16 protein-coding genes and 1 other RNA gene are annotated in these 17,622 nt (G+C 36.4%); 12 read left to right on the plus strand and 5 right to left on the minus strand.

The window, feature by feature from the left end; translation table 11 throughout:
- Positions 1-7: 7 nt before the first annotated feature.
- Positions 8-298: a hypothetical protein gene (locus CLOS_RS06035; RefSeq protein ID WP_012159026.1), complete on the minus strand. Its 291-nt coding sequence runs from the start codon at positions 296-298 to the stop codon at positions 8-10.
- Between the two features lie 186 nt (positions 299-484).
- Between CLOS_RS06035 and CLOS_RS06040 the strand changes: the two genes are divergently transcribed.
- Positions 485-1,048: a hypothetical protein gene (locus tag CLOS_RS06040; RefSeq protein ID WP_012159027.1), complete on the plus strand. Its 564-nt coding sequence runs from the start codon at positions 485-487 to the stop codon at positions 1,046-1,048.
- A gap of 182 nt (positions 1,049-1,230) precedes the next feature.
- Here CLOS_RS06040 and CLOS_RS06045 read toward each other — a convergent pair whose 3' ends face one another.
- Positions 1,231-2,037, minus strand: coding sequence for an NAD(+)/NADH kinase (locus tag CLOS_RS06045; protein ID WP_012159028.1), 807 nt, complete (start codon positions 2,035-2,037; stop codon positions 1,231-1,233).
- A 100-nt stretch (positions 2,038-2,137) separates the two neighbouring features.
- Here CLOS_RS06045 and CLOS_RS06050 point away from each other — a divergent pair, with 100 nt between their 5' ends.
- From CLOS_RS06050 to CLOS_RS06075, 7 genes are all read left to right on the plus strand, one after another.
- Positions 2,138-3,055 (plus strand): RluA family pseudouridine synthase, encoded by a 918-nt coding sequence (locus CLOS_RS06050; RefSeq protein WP_012159029.1) that lies wholly within the window; start codon positions 2,138-2,140, stop codon positions 3,053-3,055.
- A 75-nt stretch (positions 3,056-3,130) separates the two neighbouring features.
- Complete coding sequence (locus CLOS_RS06055; protein WP_012159030.1) at positions 3,131-4,168, plus strand: nucleoid-associated protein; 1,038 nt, start codon at positions 3,131-3,133, stop codon at positions 4,166-4,168.
- Positions 4,169-4,289: 121 nt separating this feature from the next.
- The gene (locus CLOS_RS06060; RefSeq protein WP_012159031.1) at positions 4,290-6,053 is read left to right on the plus strand and encodes an ATP-dependent metallopeptidase FtsH/Yme1/Tma family protein; all 1,764 of its coding nucleotides are present in this window, start codon (positions 4,290-4,292) and stop codon (positions 6,051-6,053) included.
- 119 nt (positions 6,054-6,172) lie between these two features.
- Positions 6,173-6,351: non-coding RNA, 6S RNA (gene ssrS, locus CLOS_RS15560), on the plus strand.
- Between the two features lie 106 nt (positions 6,352-6,457).
- Positions 6,458-7,684 (plus strand): molybdopterin molybdotransferase MoeA, encoded by a 1,227-nt coding sequence (locus CLOS_RS06065; protein ID WP_012159032.1) that lies wholly within the window; start codon positions 6,458-6,460, stop codon positions 7,682-7,684.
- Positions 7,685-7,698: 14 nt separating this feature from the next.
- Positions 7,699-9,618, plus strand: coding sequence for a molybdopterin biosynthesis protein (locus tag CLOS_RS06070; protein ID WP_012159033.1), 1,920 nt, complete (start codon positions 7,699-7,701; stop codon positions 9,616-9,618).
- Between the two features lie 27 nt (positions 9,619-9,645).
- Positions 9,646-10,077 carry an MOSC domain-containing protein gene (locus CLOS_RS06075; protein ID WP_012159034.1) on the plus strand — a complete coding sequence of 144 codons (432 nt, stop codon included), beginning with the start codon at positions 9,646-9,648 and terminating at the stop codon, positions 10,075-10,077.
- Between the two features lie 76 nt (positions 10,078-10,153).
- Here CLOS_RS06075 and CLOS_RS06080 read toward each other — a convergent pair whose 3' ends face one another.
- Positions 10,154-11,701, minus strand: coding sequence for a putative polysaccharide biosynthesis protein (locus tag CLOS_RS06080; protein WP_012159035.1), 1,548 nt, complete (start codon positions 11,699-11,701; stop codon positions 10,154-10,156).
- 226 nt (positions 11,702-11,927) lie between these two features.
- Here CLOS_RS06080 and CLOS_RS06085 point away from each other — a divergent pair, with 226 nt between their 5' ends.
- The 3 genes from CLOS_RS06085 (at position 11,928) to CLOS_RS15855 (ending at position 13,183) form a co-directional block, all read left to right on the plus strand.
- Entirely contained in the window at positions 11,928-12,560 is a 633-nt protein-coding gene (locus CLOS_RS06085; protein ID WP_012159036.1) for a GGDEF domain-containing protein, read from the plus strand.
- Between the two features lie 138 nt (positions 12,561-12,698).
- The gene (locus tag CLOS_RS06090) at positions 12,699-12,941 is read left to right on the plus strand and encodes a hypothetical protein (protein ID WP_012159037.1); all 243 of its coding nucleotides are present in this window, start codon (positions 12,699-12,701) and stop codon (positions 12,939-12,941) included.
- Between the two features lie 101 nt (positions 12,942-13,042).
- Entirely contained in the window at positions 13,043-13,183 is a 141-nt protein-coding gene (locus tag CLOS_RS15855; RefSeq protein ID WP_156774417.1) for a hypothetical protein, read from the plus strand.
- 136 nt (positions 13,184-13,319) lie between these two features.
- On the opposite strand, the gene CLOS_RS06095 is transcribed toward CLOS_RS15855, so the two are convergent.
- Positions 13,320-15,395 (minus strand): ABC transporter ATP-binding protein, encoded by a 2,076-nt coding sequence (locus tag CLOS_RS06095; RefSeq protein WP_012159038.1) that lies wholly within the window; start codon positions 15,393-15,395, stop codon positions 13,320-13,322.
- A gap of 18 nt (positions 15,396-15,413) precedes the next feature.
- Entirely contained in the window at positions 15,414-17,162 is a 1,749-nt protein-coding gene (locus CLOS_RS06100) for an ABC transporter ATP-binding protein (protein WP_012159039.1), read from the minus strand.
- 168 nt (positions 17,163-17,330) lie between these two features.
- Here CLOS_RS06100 and CLOS_RS06105 point away from each other — a divergent pair, with 168 nt between their 5' ends.
- On the plus strand, positions 17,331-17,516 hold the full coding sequence (locus tag CLOS_RS06105; protein ID WP_012159040.1) for a hypothetical protein: 186 nt from the start codon (positions 17,331-17,333) through the stop codon (positions 17,514-17,516).
- Positions 17,517-17,622 lie beyond the last annotated feature (106 nt).

Below are 17,622 nucleotides of genomic sequence, written 5' to 3' on the forward strand. Positions count from 1 at the left end.
GGTCTGCTTAAGCAAAGGGGTGTGTATCCAATGCCCCATTGGAATGAACTGCTTTTTTTAAAATGACCATCTGTTGATCGTAGTCCTTTTGTATTTTAAAGTCATATTCTTTATTACAGTGATCACACTGAACAATTTGTCGAAAATCTTTTAGATCCCTATTAAAGAAAAGATATGGAGCATATCCTTCTTCATCACTATTCTTGACAACACCAGTGTCTTTTATTTTATAGTGATATACATAGGTAACTTCATCCTTTAATATCAAGTTTCCTTCTTTACAATTCGTACATTTCAATAGAGTCACATCCTAGGAAATTATATTTAAATTTTGAGGCTATGTTTCTCTTAGTGTATGAAAAAGCATTTCTTCTTATGCTATATAAGGGAAAAAGCTTTCATTCAACTTCAAATATTTTTTATGAATGGATAGAGCAGCATCAGTTACACGTTACATTGTTTTATGGGAGGTAAGCAAATACCAATGGATAAAGACTTATATGATTTAAAAAAAATAGTATATAACTTAGAGAGTGGATATTTTAAAGGAAGAGAAATCGAACTTTTAGATCATTTAATTCAGACTGCCCAGAAAATGAAAAATACATATATAGAGGAAGAAAAATCAATGTATTTCAACGCAGACATTGAATTAGAGAAAATATCAAGGGAAACTTTTTTATATAAACCTGTGATGACGAAAAATTATTATGAAGGAGATTATCTTGAGCGATTTGGAGAAATAAGAACCTCGGACTTGAAAAGTTGTCGATTGTTGGAAGTGCATAATCAATTTTGGCAGGCTTATGAGGTGCAGAAGGGAAATATATTTGCATCGGTACCGAAGGATCTAGCCAGCCCAGATCAAATTTTCAAGCTAGAATCTTTGGGCTGGGACACCGTCGAAGTGGATGTCTATGAAGTTAAAAAATCAAATTTATCTAAAAATGAGTTTGCAAAATATATTCAAAAGGCATTTAAATATAATATTGTTGTTTTAGAGGTTTATAGCGGCAGTAGAATGATCCTAAGCTATGATTTAAAATAGATACCGTAGAATAAAAGTATGAAAAGGCTTCTAAACTATATTTAGAAGCCTTTATGTCCTAACCCAACTTATGCCACCGGAGGAAGCAATCAATTGATGGTAGGTCAAAGGGAAGGAATGCCAACTTTATCTACTGAAGGAAGCGTAAAATTGTGCAGTGAGACTGGGAAGTTAAAAAGGGATTATAAAAATTTACTTGTAACTCTGCTCCAGAATTCGTAGCTTTCTAGTCGAACCATATTGATTTTCTGATCTGATAGATTGATATCAATCTGAGTGATACCACTATGTCGATGCTCTAAGCCATCGCTGACAATCAGAAGAGAATCCTCGAAGTGGTATTCTGGATGGACTCGGATCATTGCATCGGCAGGTAGAATAATACTAGACGTAAAGGAACGGTAAGCATTGGTATTGATGGGTGCTAGTGGCGTGATCTGTAATACATTTAAACTGGGGTCTACAATAGAACCTCCTGAGGAATAGTTATAGGCGGTACTTCCCGTAGAGGTAGCGATCAATATGCCATCACCACTAAAATGTTGCACCAAATTATTGTTGACATAAATATCTAAATGAATGGTTCGAGACTTATTGCCTTTGATCACAATTTCATTAATGGACTTCACTTCTTTACAATCGTTTCTAGTGCAGACGGTGGCTTCCATCGGCGTAAATTGCTGGATGCTGTAGTCATTTGCATTGTATTTAGAAATAAAAGTATCGATTTCATTGGGCGTAATCTCTGTAAAAAAGCCCAGATGGCCAGTGTTGATACCGACGACAGGGATGCTAGGAAAGTCATGGCCTCTTAAAGCTCTTAAAAATGTACCATCCCCACCGATACAAATAATCAAATCTGCAAGATCATCGAAGGTATTGCTGACTTTATACCCAGAGGAAATTAATTTGGCCTTTAAATCCTTTGCAGTATCTACAGATAACTTTTCATTGTTATGTACAATATTCACAGTTTTAGTAGACTCCATAGACATTCTCCTTTATTATTAAAAGTATCTATATATAGTTCTATGGTAATAAAAAAATCCCTTTAAGGAAAAATAATAAATTTTAGGAGCAGATAGAAAGATGATAGTAGAAGAAAAACAAAAAGAAAACATGATCATATATGAAGCAGAAAATGATGATGCAGGAAAAGAATTAAAGAAGATTCTAAAAAACAAATTAGATTTTTCCAGTAGGCTATTAGCTCGGGTAAAGCGTGGAAAAACCATCTTTGTCAATGGGGAATATTTAAAATATCATGAGACAATCAATGCTGGCGATGAAATTAAAATTGTTATGGAGGATGAACCGAACCACTTTACCCTACAAGACGTTCCCTTTGAAGCAGTCTACGAGGATGTAGATCTAATCTTGGTAAATAAAGAGCCGGGTATTGTAACACATCCAACAAAAAGTCATCCTGATTGGACCATTGCAAATGGGGCAGCATTGTACTTGAAGAGTAAAGGAATCGACTGTAAGGTAAGGTTTGTAAACCGATTGGATATGGATACTTCTGGCTTACTGATTATCGCTAAGAATGCCTATGCGCACCACGTCCTTTCAGAGCAAATGCAGGAGGATCGAATTGAAAAGAAATATATTGCCTTCGTTTGGGGCGTAATAAAGGAAGATGAAGGAAGAATTGAGGCACCGATTTATAGAACCACCATGGATTCTATCAAAAGAGTGGTAGATGAAAGAGGGCAGGAATCCATTACAGAATTTAAGGTGTTGGAAAGATATAAGAATGCCACCATGGTAGAAGTAAAGCTACTAACTGGAAGGACACACCAAATTAGAGTTCATATGGAACATTTAGGTCATCCCTTAATAGGGGATACGCTTTACGGTAAAGAGGATGCAGAGCTTATTGATCGCCAGGCACTCCATGCAGAGTACCTTCGCTTCTGGCAACCGAGATTTAAAAGAGCTATAGAAGTGAAGGCAGACCTGCCGGCAGATTTATTAAGCCTTAGGGATAAATTAAAAGAAATGTAGAAAATCATAGAAGCAGATACCAGGTTTGGCTATATTTCGTAGGGTGAATGATTGGATATTTGGAGGGATGAGAATATGAGAGAAACAAGCAGTGTTATTCTGCATAAGGTGATTATCCATGTGTTGGACAGATCCATGGATACACCTTTGTTTACGGATTATGAGCAGGAAGTTACAGAAGAGATTCACGAGCTTTTAGAAAAACATATTGTACGTTCTTTAAAGGATGATGAAAATAGAATTGCTAAATTTATCAGTGGTCCCAATATTGTACGAGATCATTGCGATGCCATGCTGTACGACGAGGATGATTTTATAGAGAGCTCGAAGAAGATCGCCGATCATTTATTTAACGCGATGAAAAGACATGGCAATATTTCTTCCTGCGACCTAGTAATCTGCATTTATTCCGTGGATAATGTAAAATACGTTGCTCTACTGAAAATGGATTATAGAAAATCTTATATCCACAATGTGGAGTATATCGATGATAAATTTAAGGTTTCAATCATGCCTCAAGAAATCGGTTTGCCAGGAGTGGGGCAGCGATTACAAAAATGTGCATTTATAAAGCTATATGAAGCCAATGAAGAGTACGATTTGGTAATATTAGATAAGCAGCAATCTTCTGAGGAAGGAAACGAAGTCGCTAATTTCTTTGAAAAGGACTTTTTAAATAGCAATATTCTTGTAGATAGTAAAGATAAAACAAAGATGTTTAAGAATATGACGGAAAAATGGGTTCGAAGCCAGTTGAGACAGGACATCGAACAAGCTACAAAGGTTCGAGAAATTTTGTCCGACAATCTAAAAAAGGAAGAGGAAATCAGTATTCGCTCTTTCGTTGAAGAGGCTATGGAAGGCAATGAGGAAATACAAAGTAATTTTGTAGACCATCTGAACAGCAATGGATTTCAGGTGACCAGCTTTGAAGTCAATAAGCCTTGGGTAGAAAAGAAGCTGAAGAAAAAAGCAATAAAGACAGATACTGGATTTGAGATTAAAAATGATCGAGAGTGCTTCGATGACAATCTGAAGTACCATGTGAAGCGAAATGGCGATGGCACCGTCGATATCATCATAAAGAACGTCACATTCTTTGTAGAAAAATAGAAAAAAATTAAAAAATATACAGATATTGAGAGTATGTTTTCGAAGCGATCTGTGGTACTATATTATATGAACGACCCCCTTACATATTAAATTTTAAATATAAATCAAAGGGGGTTTTTGTGTGAAAAAATTTAATATGAAGAATAAAATATTCATTTTTACCATAATTTTAATTTTACTCGCACCAATGGTTCTCGTCTATCATTTGAAAACGAAAGAGCCAGTGCAACGATTTTCCTACGTTGAATTTATGGAGAAAGTCCAGAAAGAAGAGGTTCAATCCATTTCTATTTCAGATTCGCCAGATTTAGAAGGGGTACTGAAAAATGGACAGAATTTTGTAACGGACAATCCTAGGTTGGATGATTTTAAAGAAAATATGTTGGTCAAAAATATAGAAGTAAAAGAAGAACAAGGTCAGTACTCCAGTGTGCAGATTATTTTGGGTCTGCTATTGATTATTTCATTTGCTACCATTGCAGTTTATCTAAGCAAAAATAATTCTCAACAGGTTTCCAAGGAATATGACAAAATGTCCAACATGGACATTTCAACAGAAAAGGATTCTACAATTCGATTTTGCAATATTGCAGGAAATGATGAAGCAAAAGAAAATATTATGGAGCTTGTAGACTTTATAAAAAATCCACAAAAATATGAAAAATATGGTGCGAGAATGCCAAAGGGCATCATTCTATATGGTCCACCGGGAACGGGTAAAACCCTAATGGCTAAGGCCTTGGCAAGTGAAGCTGGCGTAGATTTTCTAGCCGTATCCGGTTCAGACTTTGTGCAGGTCTATGCTGGACTAGGTGCAGGTAGAATTCGCTCACTGTTTAAAAATGCTAAGGAAAAAGGGAAATGTGTAGTATTCATAGACGAGATCGATGCCATTGGAAAGAAAAGAGATCGTGGCAATATAGGCGGTAGTGATGAGTCTGATCGAACGCTGAATGCACTTTTAACAGAAATGTCGGGCTTTAAAGGTAGCGAGGGGATTGTGGTTATTGCCGCTACCAATCGATTGGATACACTGGATGAGGCTCTTTTAAGGCCAGGAAGATTTGATCGACAGATAGAGATTGGACTTCCCGATCTCAATGCAAGATATGAGATTCTAAAGCTTTACAGTAAAAATAGACCTATTGGAGAAACCTTGAATCTAAGAGCTTTTGCAGAGCAAACGGTATATTTTAGCGGTGCAAAGCTAGAAAATCTTATGAATGAGGCTGCGATTAATGCTGCTAGAGAAAATGCGGATGCGATTACAGAAAAACATATGGATCGAGCATTCTATACCGTCATTGCAGGAGATGAGAAAAAAGATCGAAGCAATATCCGAAGCCTAGATAGAAAAATTACAGCCTACCATGAGGCAGGACATGCCGTTGTTACGAAGCTCATCTCCCCTGAAAATAAGGTTACAAAAGTGACGATTATTCCGAGTACGAAGGGCATCGGTGGTTTTAGCATGAATATTCCTCCTGATAAAATGTATCATACAAAAATAGAAATGAAAAATAATATTAAAATTGCATTGGCAGGTAGGATTGTAGAGGAATTAGTATTTGGTAGTGATAATGTGACCACAGGTGCAAGTAATGATATACAAAAAGCCACTGAAATATTAGTCTCCATGATGAAGCATTTTGGAATGAATGAAGAAATCGGTATGGTGAACTACGATGTTTTAATGGGTTCTTATGGAAGTAATGACCACAGCCTTGTATCTACAGTGAAAGATGAAATGAAAAAGATATACGATGAAACTAAAAAGTTGGTGGAAGACCATAAAGTCCTAATCAAAGTTTTAGCGGAGGAGCTTTTGGAAAAGGAGACCTTAAGCGAGGAAGAAATAAATAAATGCATTGAAAATACACGATAACAACTAGTATTGTGAAGTATTTGTGCGTATTTAAGCTATATTACGCGGATACAGGTAGAATTTTCATTTTATAAAATTAACTTTTTGGTGTATAATAAGGATATCAAAACAAGTGAATATTTATTCTGGGATGTTGGTAGGATTCAGTAAAATTCAACCTACAATACTGATTCGGGAGATAATATTTTTAATAGGACGAAATGCCTCCTTTGAGTGGACTTCGAAGTTTTAAAATGTTACACCCACCTTGCGAGAGCGAGGGCGTGAATTTTGCGGCTTACGGCATCTTGGATAAACTTGTACCCCCCAATAACTTGGGGGGTATTTTAGTTGTTCTCATTATCAAGAAAAGTGTTTCATGGTATAATCAAGATATTATTCTATCTTGCAGGGGGTAGCGCTATATGAATCTATTAAATACAGTTACTGTAGACGAAGCAAAAAATAAAATAAAGGATGTATTCAGCGATGTCAAATTGAAAGAAGAAAAGGTACATTTATTGGAAGCTGTAAATCGATATTTGTCACAAGATATTGTGGCGCCAATTCATGTACCCGGATTTCATCGTTCAACCGTAGACGGTTATGCAGTGATTGCGAGAGATACCTTTGGTTCTAGTGAAAATATTCCTAGTTTTTTAAGATATCGAGGAAAAATAGAAATGGGTATGGAGGCTACAGAATTTATCGGTTCGGGAGAGTGTTATTACGTTCCCACCGGTGGTATGCTGCCTATGGGCTGTGATGCTGTGGTTATGGTGGAATATACTGAGGTTTTGGGGAGAGAAATCTGCATTCAGAAGCCTGTTTCTCCTTGGGAAAATATATTGAAAAAAGGGGAAGATCTAAGACAAAAAGATCTCTTATTTAAAAAGGGACATCGGCTTAGACCACAGGATATCGGGATGTTAGCTGGTTTAGGTATTATAGATATTCCTGTTTATGAAAAACTGAGCGTGAGTATCATCTCTACTGGAGATGAACTAGTTCCACCTACGAAAAAATTAAATTTAGGACAAATCCATGATATGAATACATACAGCTTATCAGCAGCAGCTGAGGCAGATGGATGTTGTATTATAGAAAGAGTCATCATAGAAGATGAAAAAGAGGGATTACAGTCTAAAATAGAAGAATGTATCGCTCATAGCCACATCATACTAATATCTGGTGGAAGCTCTGCAGGAGATAAGGATTATACAAAAGAAGTGATGGATCGTATCGGTATGCCAGGAGCATTTATTCATGGCATCTCTGTTAAACCAGGAAAACCAACCATCGTAGGTAAGGTAAAGGGCAGGGCAATTTTTGGACTGCCAGGGCAGCCTGTTTCTGCGCTAATTGTATATAAGATACTGGTAAGCTCTTGGATAAAGGAAACACTGTATGGAGCAGAAGTGATTCATCCATCCATAGAGGGGACAATCTCCGTGAATATTCCATCGGCACCAGGGAGAGAGCATTATGTGATGGTCAGCATAAAGGAAGAGGCTGGACAAACGATTATAGATCCGATTTATGGAAAATCGGGCATGCTTTCGATGATGGCAAAGGCACAGGGATATATTAAAATTCATACGAATACTGAAGGAATTTTAAAAGGGGATTCTGTGAGAGCCTTTTTACTGTAATAGGAGGGGTATCGATGGCTAAAAAAGAGCGCAATACATATTTGACCAATATATCCTTAGAAGAAGCACAAAGGTTATATTTTGCTGAGGTTAGTTTATTGAATCATGGCAGGTCTACTGAAAAGATAGCGGTTACAGATAGCTTGAATAGAGTCAGTGCAAAGCCAGTTTTTGCAAAAAAGTCTTCGCCCAATTATAATGCAGCTGCCATGGACGGTATTGCTGTAGTGGCGAATCATACCTATGGCGCTACTGAAAGTAATCCGATCCACTTAAAACGAAACAAAGACTACATGGATATTAACACAGGAGGCTATATTGACGACCCGTATAATGCGGTCATTATGATAGAAGATGTGATTGAAATCGATGAGGATACGGTGGAAATAAGACAGGCGGCCACCCCTTGGCAACATATTCGTCCCATCGGTGAAGATATCGTAGAAAAAGAACTAATTATCAGCAGTAATCATAAAATAAGGGCCATGGATATTGGCGCTTTGCTAGCGGGCCAAACAATAGATATTGAGGTTTATAAACTGCCTCAGGTAGGAATCATACCAACGGGCTCCGAAATAGTAGGGGCAGAACAGGAATTATCCCAAGGCAAAATTATTGAAACCAACGGCAGTATGTTTTCAGTCATGGTGGCAGAATATTACGGTATTCCTAAAAAATATGAAATTATTCCTGATGACTATGAACTTTTAAAAAATAAAATATTAGCAGCAGTAGAAGAAAATGATGTAGTAATTATTAATGCCGGCTCTTCTGCTGGTTCTAAGGATTATACGGTGGATGTTTTAAGAGAAATAGGGGATGTAAAGATCCATGGTGTTGCAATAAAGCCTGGCAAGCCGACCATTTTAGCCATCGTAAAAGGAAAGCCAGTCATCGGAATACCGGGCTATCCCGTCTCTGCATATCTGGTGTTTGAACTTTTTGTAAAGCCACTTCTCTTCCAATACAATCATCTGATATTAGAAGAACCGAGAAAAATGAAATGCGTATTATCTAGGAAAATTATATCTTCTTTAAAATATGAAGAGTTTGTTCGAGTAAAATTAGGAGCTGTAAAGGATAAGATCATAGCAACACCCTTAGATCGGGGAGCGGGTGTCACCATGTCCTTGGTAAAAGCAGATGGTATTTTAATCATACCTCAGAGCCTTGAGGGGTATGAGGCCGGAAGAGAAGTAGAGGTTCAACTTTTAAAAGAATTTGGAGAAATAAATAACACTATTGTGTCTATTGGAAGCCATGATCTAGTGATGGATCTTTTAGGTGATGAATTACATACAAGGAAATCGAATTTATTTTTATCTTCTGCCCATGTAGGTAGCTTGGGTGGTATCATGGCAATGAGAAAAAATGAATGCCACATAGCGCCAATTCACCTGATGGATGAAGAAACGGGAGAATATAATAAAACTTATATTAAAAAGTACTTAAATGATAAAGAGTATGCTATAATTAAATTTGTAAAGCGCAGCCAAGGTTTGATGGTAAAAAAGGGTAATCCGCTTGGAATTCGCAGTGTTAAAGATTTAACCAAAAAGGATCTTCTCTTTGTCAATCGCCAGAGAGGGGCAGGAACTCGAATCCTATTGGATTATTACTTAAATAAGCACGGTATATCTCCTTCAGATATTCTTGGATACGATCGGGAGTTCAATACCCATATGGCTGTAGCAGCTGCCGTTGCAGGAAACTCTGCGGATTGTGGCATGGGTGTACTGTCTGCTGCAAAGATTATGGGCCTAGATTTTATCCCAATCGCTTGGGAAGAATATGATTTATGTATTTCCAAGGAAATGTTAAAGGATTCTAAAATTATCTCTTTGATAGAAACGATGAAGAGCAACGACTTTATCGCTAAAATTCAAGAATTAGATGGATATGATACTGAAAATATTGGTAACGTAATTGAATAATATTATGGATATAAAGGGGAGAGTCAAATGGCAAAAGTCGTAGCAATTAACATTAGTGTAAAAAAAGGAATTCCAAAAGATCAGATTGAGCAAGGTGTTTTCATAGAGAATTTTGGTCTAGAGGGAGATGTTCACGGTGGGGACTGGCACAGACAAGTCAGTTTACTTTCACAGGAAAGTATTGATAAGGCCATTGCAATGGGAGCTGATGGATTAGAGCCTGGAAAATTTGCAGAAAACATTACTACAGAAGGAATTGTTCTATATGAACTACCGGTAGGAACTCGATTGCAAATCGGAGAAACCATTCAGGAGGTTACACAAATCGGTAAAGTCTGTCATCAGAAATGTGCTATTTTCCACACTGTAGGAGACTGTGTCATGCCGAAAGAAGGAATTTTTACAAAAGTAATCAAAGGCGGCGTAGTGAAGCCTGGAGACCATATCGAAATACTTTAATTCATTTCAAATAAAAGCAACTAGGAAAAGTATCTATTTTCCTAGTTGCTTTTATTGAATCTGGGTATTTGGAATTCTATCTCGGTCGAAGTTCCTTTAAAATGGAGAAGAGATCGAGGGACTTTGTCATTCCTAGAAGAATTAGATATAAAGCCGAGCCCAGTGCTAAGGAAAAAATGGTATTTAGGAAGCTGCTACGGATAATAAGGGCCAATGATTTATAAAGGTAGAAAATACTGCATGTAGCGATGGTGGATGAAACCAAAGGCTTTAAAAGAAGTTCTTTCATAGAAAGTTGAAGGGTAATTGTGCGTTTTAGGCTGATAAAGTTTAATATAAAAACTAGAAAAGCTGAAAAGATATACCCTATAAAAAAACCATTGATGCCATACTTCGGATTAGAAATTAAAAAATAGGTACAATAGAGCTGCAACAGCATCCCGAGTATAAAATTGATGGTAGCGATGATTGGTTTTCCCATACCATGAAGAATACTGGAAGTCGTTTGCTGCATACATAAGAATATAGTGGCATAGCTGATGATAGATAAATATCTTCCAACATCTAAGTCTTTATAGATGACCAAACCCAAATGACTTCCAAAGGCAGCATAGAGCATTGAAATGGGAATGGCAACCAGTAAGGTGATTTTTATTGCAAGACTGCTCTGCCTATTCACGTCACTAATTTTATTGAGCGCAATCTGTTCGGAGATATTTGGAATGATATTCACCGATAGCGCAGATGTAACTGTAAAAGGCACAAATAAAAGTGGCATGGCCATGCCTGTGATTTTACCAAAGGTTTGAATCGCTTCGGAAGTTGTGTAACCAGCCAACACCAATCTTTGGGGAATTAAAATAGAAGTTGCCGTTTGTAGCAATGTTGAAACCAATCTACCCATACTAATCGGAACAGAAAAGGATAGAATGTTGGAAGTTATTTTAAAGAAAGATTCTGGATATGCCTTTAGAGCCCCTATTTTCGAACCGAGTTTTTTCAGATTGAACTTAAATACGAGATAAATCAAACCAAAGAACTCCCCTATGGAAATCCCAATAATTCCAATAGTCGCAGCCCATATGGGGTTGGATGGTTTTTTATAAATCAAATAGGAAAGCACGAAAAGTATCCGAGATACTTGTTCCAAAATTTGTGCATTGGAAGGAGACTTCATATCCTTCAGTCCATAAAAAAACCCTCTCAGTATACTGGCAAAAGTTATTAAAGCAATGGCTGGAATCGAAAATAAAATTGGATAATAGATGTTCCGATTTTTCAATATCTTATCTACAATAAAATCCATACGAAGTGATACAAAAACAGATAAAACAAGGGCAATCGTACCGCCAATAATCAAGGCAATCCAAAGGGTTTTATAGATGCCCACTTTGTTATGGAGTGAATTTTCTTTGGCTACAATCTTAGATACAGCCAAAGGAATCCCTGCAGAGGTGATGGTGATTAGAACCATTAGAAATGGGAACACCATTTGATATAAACCGATGGCTTCAGGACCAATGATTCGAGATAACACAATTTTATAAATAAAGCCTAAAGACCGGATGACAAAATTAACGGCGATTAATAAAAGTGTACCATATATAAAAGAATATTTTTTCAACAGAATACCTCCTTATAATGCTTTGCATCACTATATTCAATACATATTCTAAATATAGATGTCCAATACCTATAATCAACAAAAGGATTTCCTTAAATTTACTTGCAAATGTATATTGATGGAGAAGAATAATATAATAAATTTTTATTTATGTGAATAAAAATGCTTATAGGGTACATATTGGATAATAGAAATATTTTTTAGATGTATAGAGGGAGAGATGCAGATGATTCAAAATATTGATGGAATTATGAGTAAATCGGAATTTGTTTCGGAAGTAGAAAATAAAATATCCAGTTTAAGTGAAACTTTTACTTTGGCATCCATAGATATCGATAGCTTTGAAGCTGTGAATAGTTATTATGGTGAATATATAGGGGATCAGGTCCTAAAAAAGATCGCCTCTGTTTTAAAACAGAATTTAAAAGCCAATGATCTAGTATGCAGAGAGAATAAGGATGAATTCAATGTGCTTTTTTCAAATACCTTATCTGAGACGGGATTTATTATGATGGAGGAGATTAGAAAATATCTGGAGATCAATACCTTTTCTTTGGGAGAGAAAGATAAGAAAAAAGATATTAATATTCGTATCAGTGTAGGCATAGCAAACTATCCTAGAAATGCAAAAAATGCGGTGGATCTTTTTAGAGCTGCTGATAGCGCATTGTTCAGGGCGAAGAGAGAAGGAAAAAATCGTGTCTATATGGCGGAAAGTGAAAATATGGTGTTAAAGTCCAGCTATTATACGAAAATCCAATTGGAAAGATTGACGGATCTTTCTCAGAAAACAGATAAAACGGAAGCATTTCTCCTACGGGAGGCTCTAGACGACATCTTTGATAAATATAGCAGATAAAGACGAGCATTCATTTCTAAAAATGAAATATTAAAATGAAAAATTTTCATAGAAATAAGCAAGCAAATTTGAGATGCTTGTTTATTTTTTTTGAAATAGCATAAAATAAGTTAAAATGATTCATTAGGAGGAAGGATTATGGCATGGGTATGTCAGATATGCAATGGCATGGCAAGCTACGTTGTGAAATGCTCGGATTGCGGTGAACAAATGGAAGCGAGAGGAGCCATACAGGACTATTTTGATGATTACAGCCCTTATTTAAGTAGAGATATCACGAAGAAAGCAGACGGTGTCGAGCACAATCGATGCGTACATCTCTTTTATTGTGTAGGTTGCGCCAGTGACAAGCGGGTTACAATCAATGAAATATTGATGTAAAAAATATGAAACATTTTTATTTTAAATTGCAATTGACAAACAAAAGATTTTGATTTATAATAAAATTACAAATAAATCGAATCTAAGGATGGTGCTGAACTATGAAAGAAGATAAAAAAATAGAGCAAGGCTTGAAAAAAGACAAGAGATGTGGCATATATACTTGTATTCATTGTGTGATTAATACCTGTACCTTAGATGAATGTGATATGTACGAAAATGGATTTTTACAAGAAGGCTAAAAAGTTTTTGCAAAATAGACCACATTAAATGAAAACCTGTATAAAGAAAAGTTTCTTTATACAGGTTATTTTATTGTACGGATATTAAAATAAGATGAATGTTCTTTTGTACAAAATAAGGCCCTACACTTGATGTCTATAAACTTTCCTTATATTGCAATTGATAAAGCTTATAATAAATGCCTTCCATCTCTAAAAGTTCTTGATGACTTCCCATTTCCCTTAACTGACCTTTATGAAGAACCATAATCTTATTGCAATTTTGGATTGTCGATAATCTATGGGCGATTGCAATGGAAGTTCTTCCTTGAATTAACTTTACAACGGCATCTTGAATTAGCTCCTCAGTTTCGGTATCGATGTTTGAGGTGGCCTCATCTAAAACTAAGATGGAAGGATCTGTAGCGAGGGCCCTGGCAAAAGCAAGGAGCTGCCTTTGACCAGAAGATAAGGTAGAGCCTCTTTCCATTACAGGCTCGTCATATTGATTTGGTAGCTTTTCTATGAAATTGTGAGCATTGACATACTGGGCTATTTCCTTCATTTTCTCAGTTGAAATTTCAGTGTTATTTAAAAGGATATTGTCCTTGATCGTGCCTGTAAACATAAATACATCTTGTAGCACGACACCGATATTTTTTCTGAGCGTAGAGAGTGGAATGTCCTTAATATTAATACCATCGATTAATATTTCCCCTTTTTGAATGTCATAGAATCGATTCATCAGGTTGATGATGGAAGACTTGCCAGCGCCTGTAGCTCCTACGAAAGCAACAGATTCTCCAGCGTTTATTTTAAAGTTGATATTTTTTAACACCCAGTCTTCATGATTGTAGGCGAACCAAACATTCTTAAATTCGATGGTTCCTTGTAAGGATTCAATCTGTACGGGATGATCTGGATTTTCAATGTCAGCCTCCTTATCAAGCAAGGCAAATATCCTTTCGGAAGAAGCCATGGCCGACTGGAGAATATTATATTTTTCAGTTAAATCATTGATTGGCTGAAAGAACTGTTTGATGTAGTCAATGAAGGCAACTAAAACACCGAATTGCAGAGAACCTCTGATGACATTGCCGCCGCCATACCATATGATAATGGCGATACCCATGGATTTTAGGACTTCCATCGAAGGACGGAATATGGAAAAAATGAAAATTTCTTTTTTATTCGCTTCTAAATATTCTCGATTAAAGGTGTCAAATTGCTGGGCCTGTTGTTTTTCTCTCTTAAAAATATGAACGGTTTTCATTCCAGTAAAATTTTCATTCAGCGTGGAATTAATTTGTGCCAGCTTGATTCGTACTTCTCGATAAATTTCCCTGATCTTAATACGGAAGATTGCCGTAGCCAGTAAAATCAGTGGAATTACGATGAAGGATAGCAGGGCTAATTGAACATTCATACGGACCATAATAATGACAACACCTAAGAGTATAAATAAATCCTTGAACATCGTAATTAGAACCTGGCTATACATCTCCTGCAATGTTTCGGTATCATTGGTAACTCTAGTGACCAATCGCCCAACTGGATTTTTATCAAAAAAGCTCAAGGACATACCCTCCAAATGGGTAAATAGTTCCTGCCGAATATTCAATACAATTTTATTACTGGTATAATTTAGCAGATAGGTCTGTGCATAGTTCAGCAGAAATCCAATGATGACCAAAAGAAAATAGATGAAAGCAATTTTTCTGATGGATAGAACATCCTCTTTTCTAAAGGATTGAATCTCTTCCAAAGTCAATTTCCTCCCATGAAAGCTGCGGTCTTCATTCTTTAGGTCTAATATAAATTCGCCATTGGTTTCCACAATTTCGAATTCGGAGCTTTGGAGATCAACGTAACCATCGATTAAGAAGATATCCTGTCCATATTTGATTAGCTGTGCTATTTCCATAGAGGAACTTTGGTTTACGGCTTCCATATTTTTTTGTATGACATAATAACGATCTTCAAATAAAATAGCAGATTTATTTTCTGGAGCCTGATGGTACACTTCGATGGGTTTGTCATAAACATTGATATAGTCATCAATGGCAATTTTTATTAAATAGGGTCCAGCGAGATCAATGCCAGCGATGATTACAACAACAAGAATACATGTTAGCAACCATGTCCAATAGGGCTTGGCATAAGATAAAAGCCTTGCCATTAACTTAGAATCGTAGGCCTTCCCTAGAACTTCTTCTTGATTAATATCCCTCATTTTTACACCCCTAACGATTTATTCACTCAGTATTTTTTCTTCCAGTAGCTGTTTTTGATAAAACTCATAATAAAGATATCGATTGCTTAATAATTGGGCATGGCTACCTTTTTCAACGATTTTACCTTCGTCTAATACGATAATTTCATCACAATCCTTAATTGTAGATATTCGATGGGCAATCAAAATCGTTGTTTTATTTTTCATTTCTGATTTTAGTCCTGCTAAGATTTTCTCTTCTGTGTTGGTATCTACAGCGGATAAAGAATCATCAAAAATTAATATTTTCGGTTGTTTTATAAGAGCTCTTGCAATGGAAGTTCTCTGCTTCTGTCCACCAGAAAGTGTAACGCCTCGTTCGCCGACGAAGGTTTCATAACCATCTGGGAAGCTGACAATATTATCATGAACCTGAGCAACTTTTGCAGCCCTAAGGACATCTTCCCTAGAAAAGTGATCCACGCCGAAACCGATGTTTTCTTCCAGTGTTGTGGAAAATAAGAAGCTGTCCTGATCCACGTAGCCGATATTCTCTCGAAGGGATTGGAGTTGAATATGATGAATCGGATTATGATCCAAATAAATAGTGCCAGATTCTAAATTATAGAGCCTTAAGAGGAGATTGATGATGGTGGTCTTACCACTACCGGTTTTACCGATAATACCGAGACTGCTGCCGGAGGGTATATGAATTGAAAAATTTTCTAAGGCGTTATACGCTGCATTGGGATATTTGAAGGTAACATCATCAAATATAATATCCCCTTTAAAATCACTGAGGACTATGGCATTTTTTGCATCAAATATTTCTGGCTTTTCCTCTAGTATTTTATTAATACGCTCCATGGAAGCGGCCCCTCTTTGCAGCAGATTAATAACCCATCCCAATGCCATCATTGGCCAAATGAGAAGAGAAAGATAACTATTAAAGGCAACGAAATCTCCCAAGGAGATTTTTCCGTAGATAACCAAGGTGCTTCCATAAAGCATAGAAATTACGAAGCTTAGAGATGCCATAAGCTGAATAAAGGGATGGAACATTCCGGATATTTTTACTAAGGACATATTTTTATGAAACAGTAGCATATTTTTATAATTAAATTTCTTTATCTCTGCCTCTTCCTGAACGAAGGATTTTACTACACGGATTCCAGCGAAGTTTTCCTGGACCACATCGGTAAAAGCAGAGAAGGCTTCCTGGACCCCTTTAAATTTAGTGTTGATGGTTCGACCGAATCTCCAAATTGCAAAAGCAAGTATGGGAAGTGGTGCCAAGGAAAAAATAGTTAAACGTAAATCTGTAGTAGCGGACATCATAAAAATGGCGATGGCCGTCATGAAGATGGCGTCCGTAATCATAACAACGCCAGAACCTAAAGCCATTCGGATGGCACCGATATCGTTTGTAGCATGAGCCATCAAATCTCCTGTCTTATGGGTATTATAATAATTGGTTGATAGGGTTTGAAGATGGGTGAACAGCATATTTCTAAGTTCATATTCTAGCTTTCTTGAAACGACAACAATATACATTCTCCAAAGATAGCGAAAAATTGCAGTAGCAATCCCGATGGCGATTATGTATCCAGTGTATCTCAGAAGATCATTTACGGTTAATAAACCTGCAGCGATATCATCTGTAAATCTTCTGAGCACTTCTGGAACTAACAATTGAGTGATATCTACAGCTAAAAGCCAAAAAATGCCCAGTATATAGGACCACTTGTTCTTTAACAAGAAATCTTTCAGTGTTTTAAAATGCTTCATAATGGAATCCCTCCAGATATTTTGAGTTGCTAAATAACATTAATTCTATAAATTTTTTGGAAATCCTTCTATGGTAGACTGATTCCCTTATAAGTTTAAGCAATATCCATTCTAGGGATACATATTTTAAGGATAAATTAGCAAAATAAGTGTAAGGAGGTGTTGTATATGAATTTAAACACAAAAGATATGATTACAAAAAAACTCTTAGATGCTCAGGAAATGGTTCGAGATTTTGAGATGTTCTCTAAGAAAACGGAGGATCGAGAAGTCGCCAATCTGTTTAAAAGCTTTGCAGAGGAAAGTGGTATGCAAGCGAGAGAACTTCAAAAATTGGTAGATAAGTATCATTAGAAACGATCCTCTATAAAAATAGTGCTCCGCTTTAAATGAAAAAGCATGTATGAAGAAATATTTAAAGTTTCTTCATACATGCTTTTCTATTAAGGAAAAAATATGG

The sequence above is a fragment of the Alkaliphilus oremlandii OhILAs genome (genome assembly GCF_000018325.1).
In the GTDB taxonomy this organism is placed as follows: domain Bacteria; phylum Bacillota; class Clostridia; order Peptostreptococcales; family Natronincolaceae; genus Alkaliphilus_B; species Alkaliphilus_B oremlandii.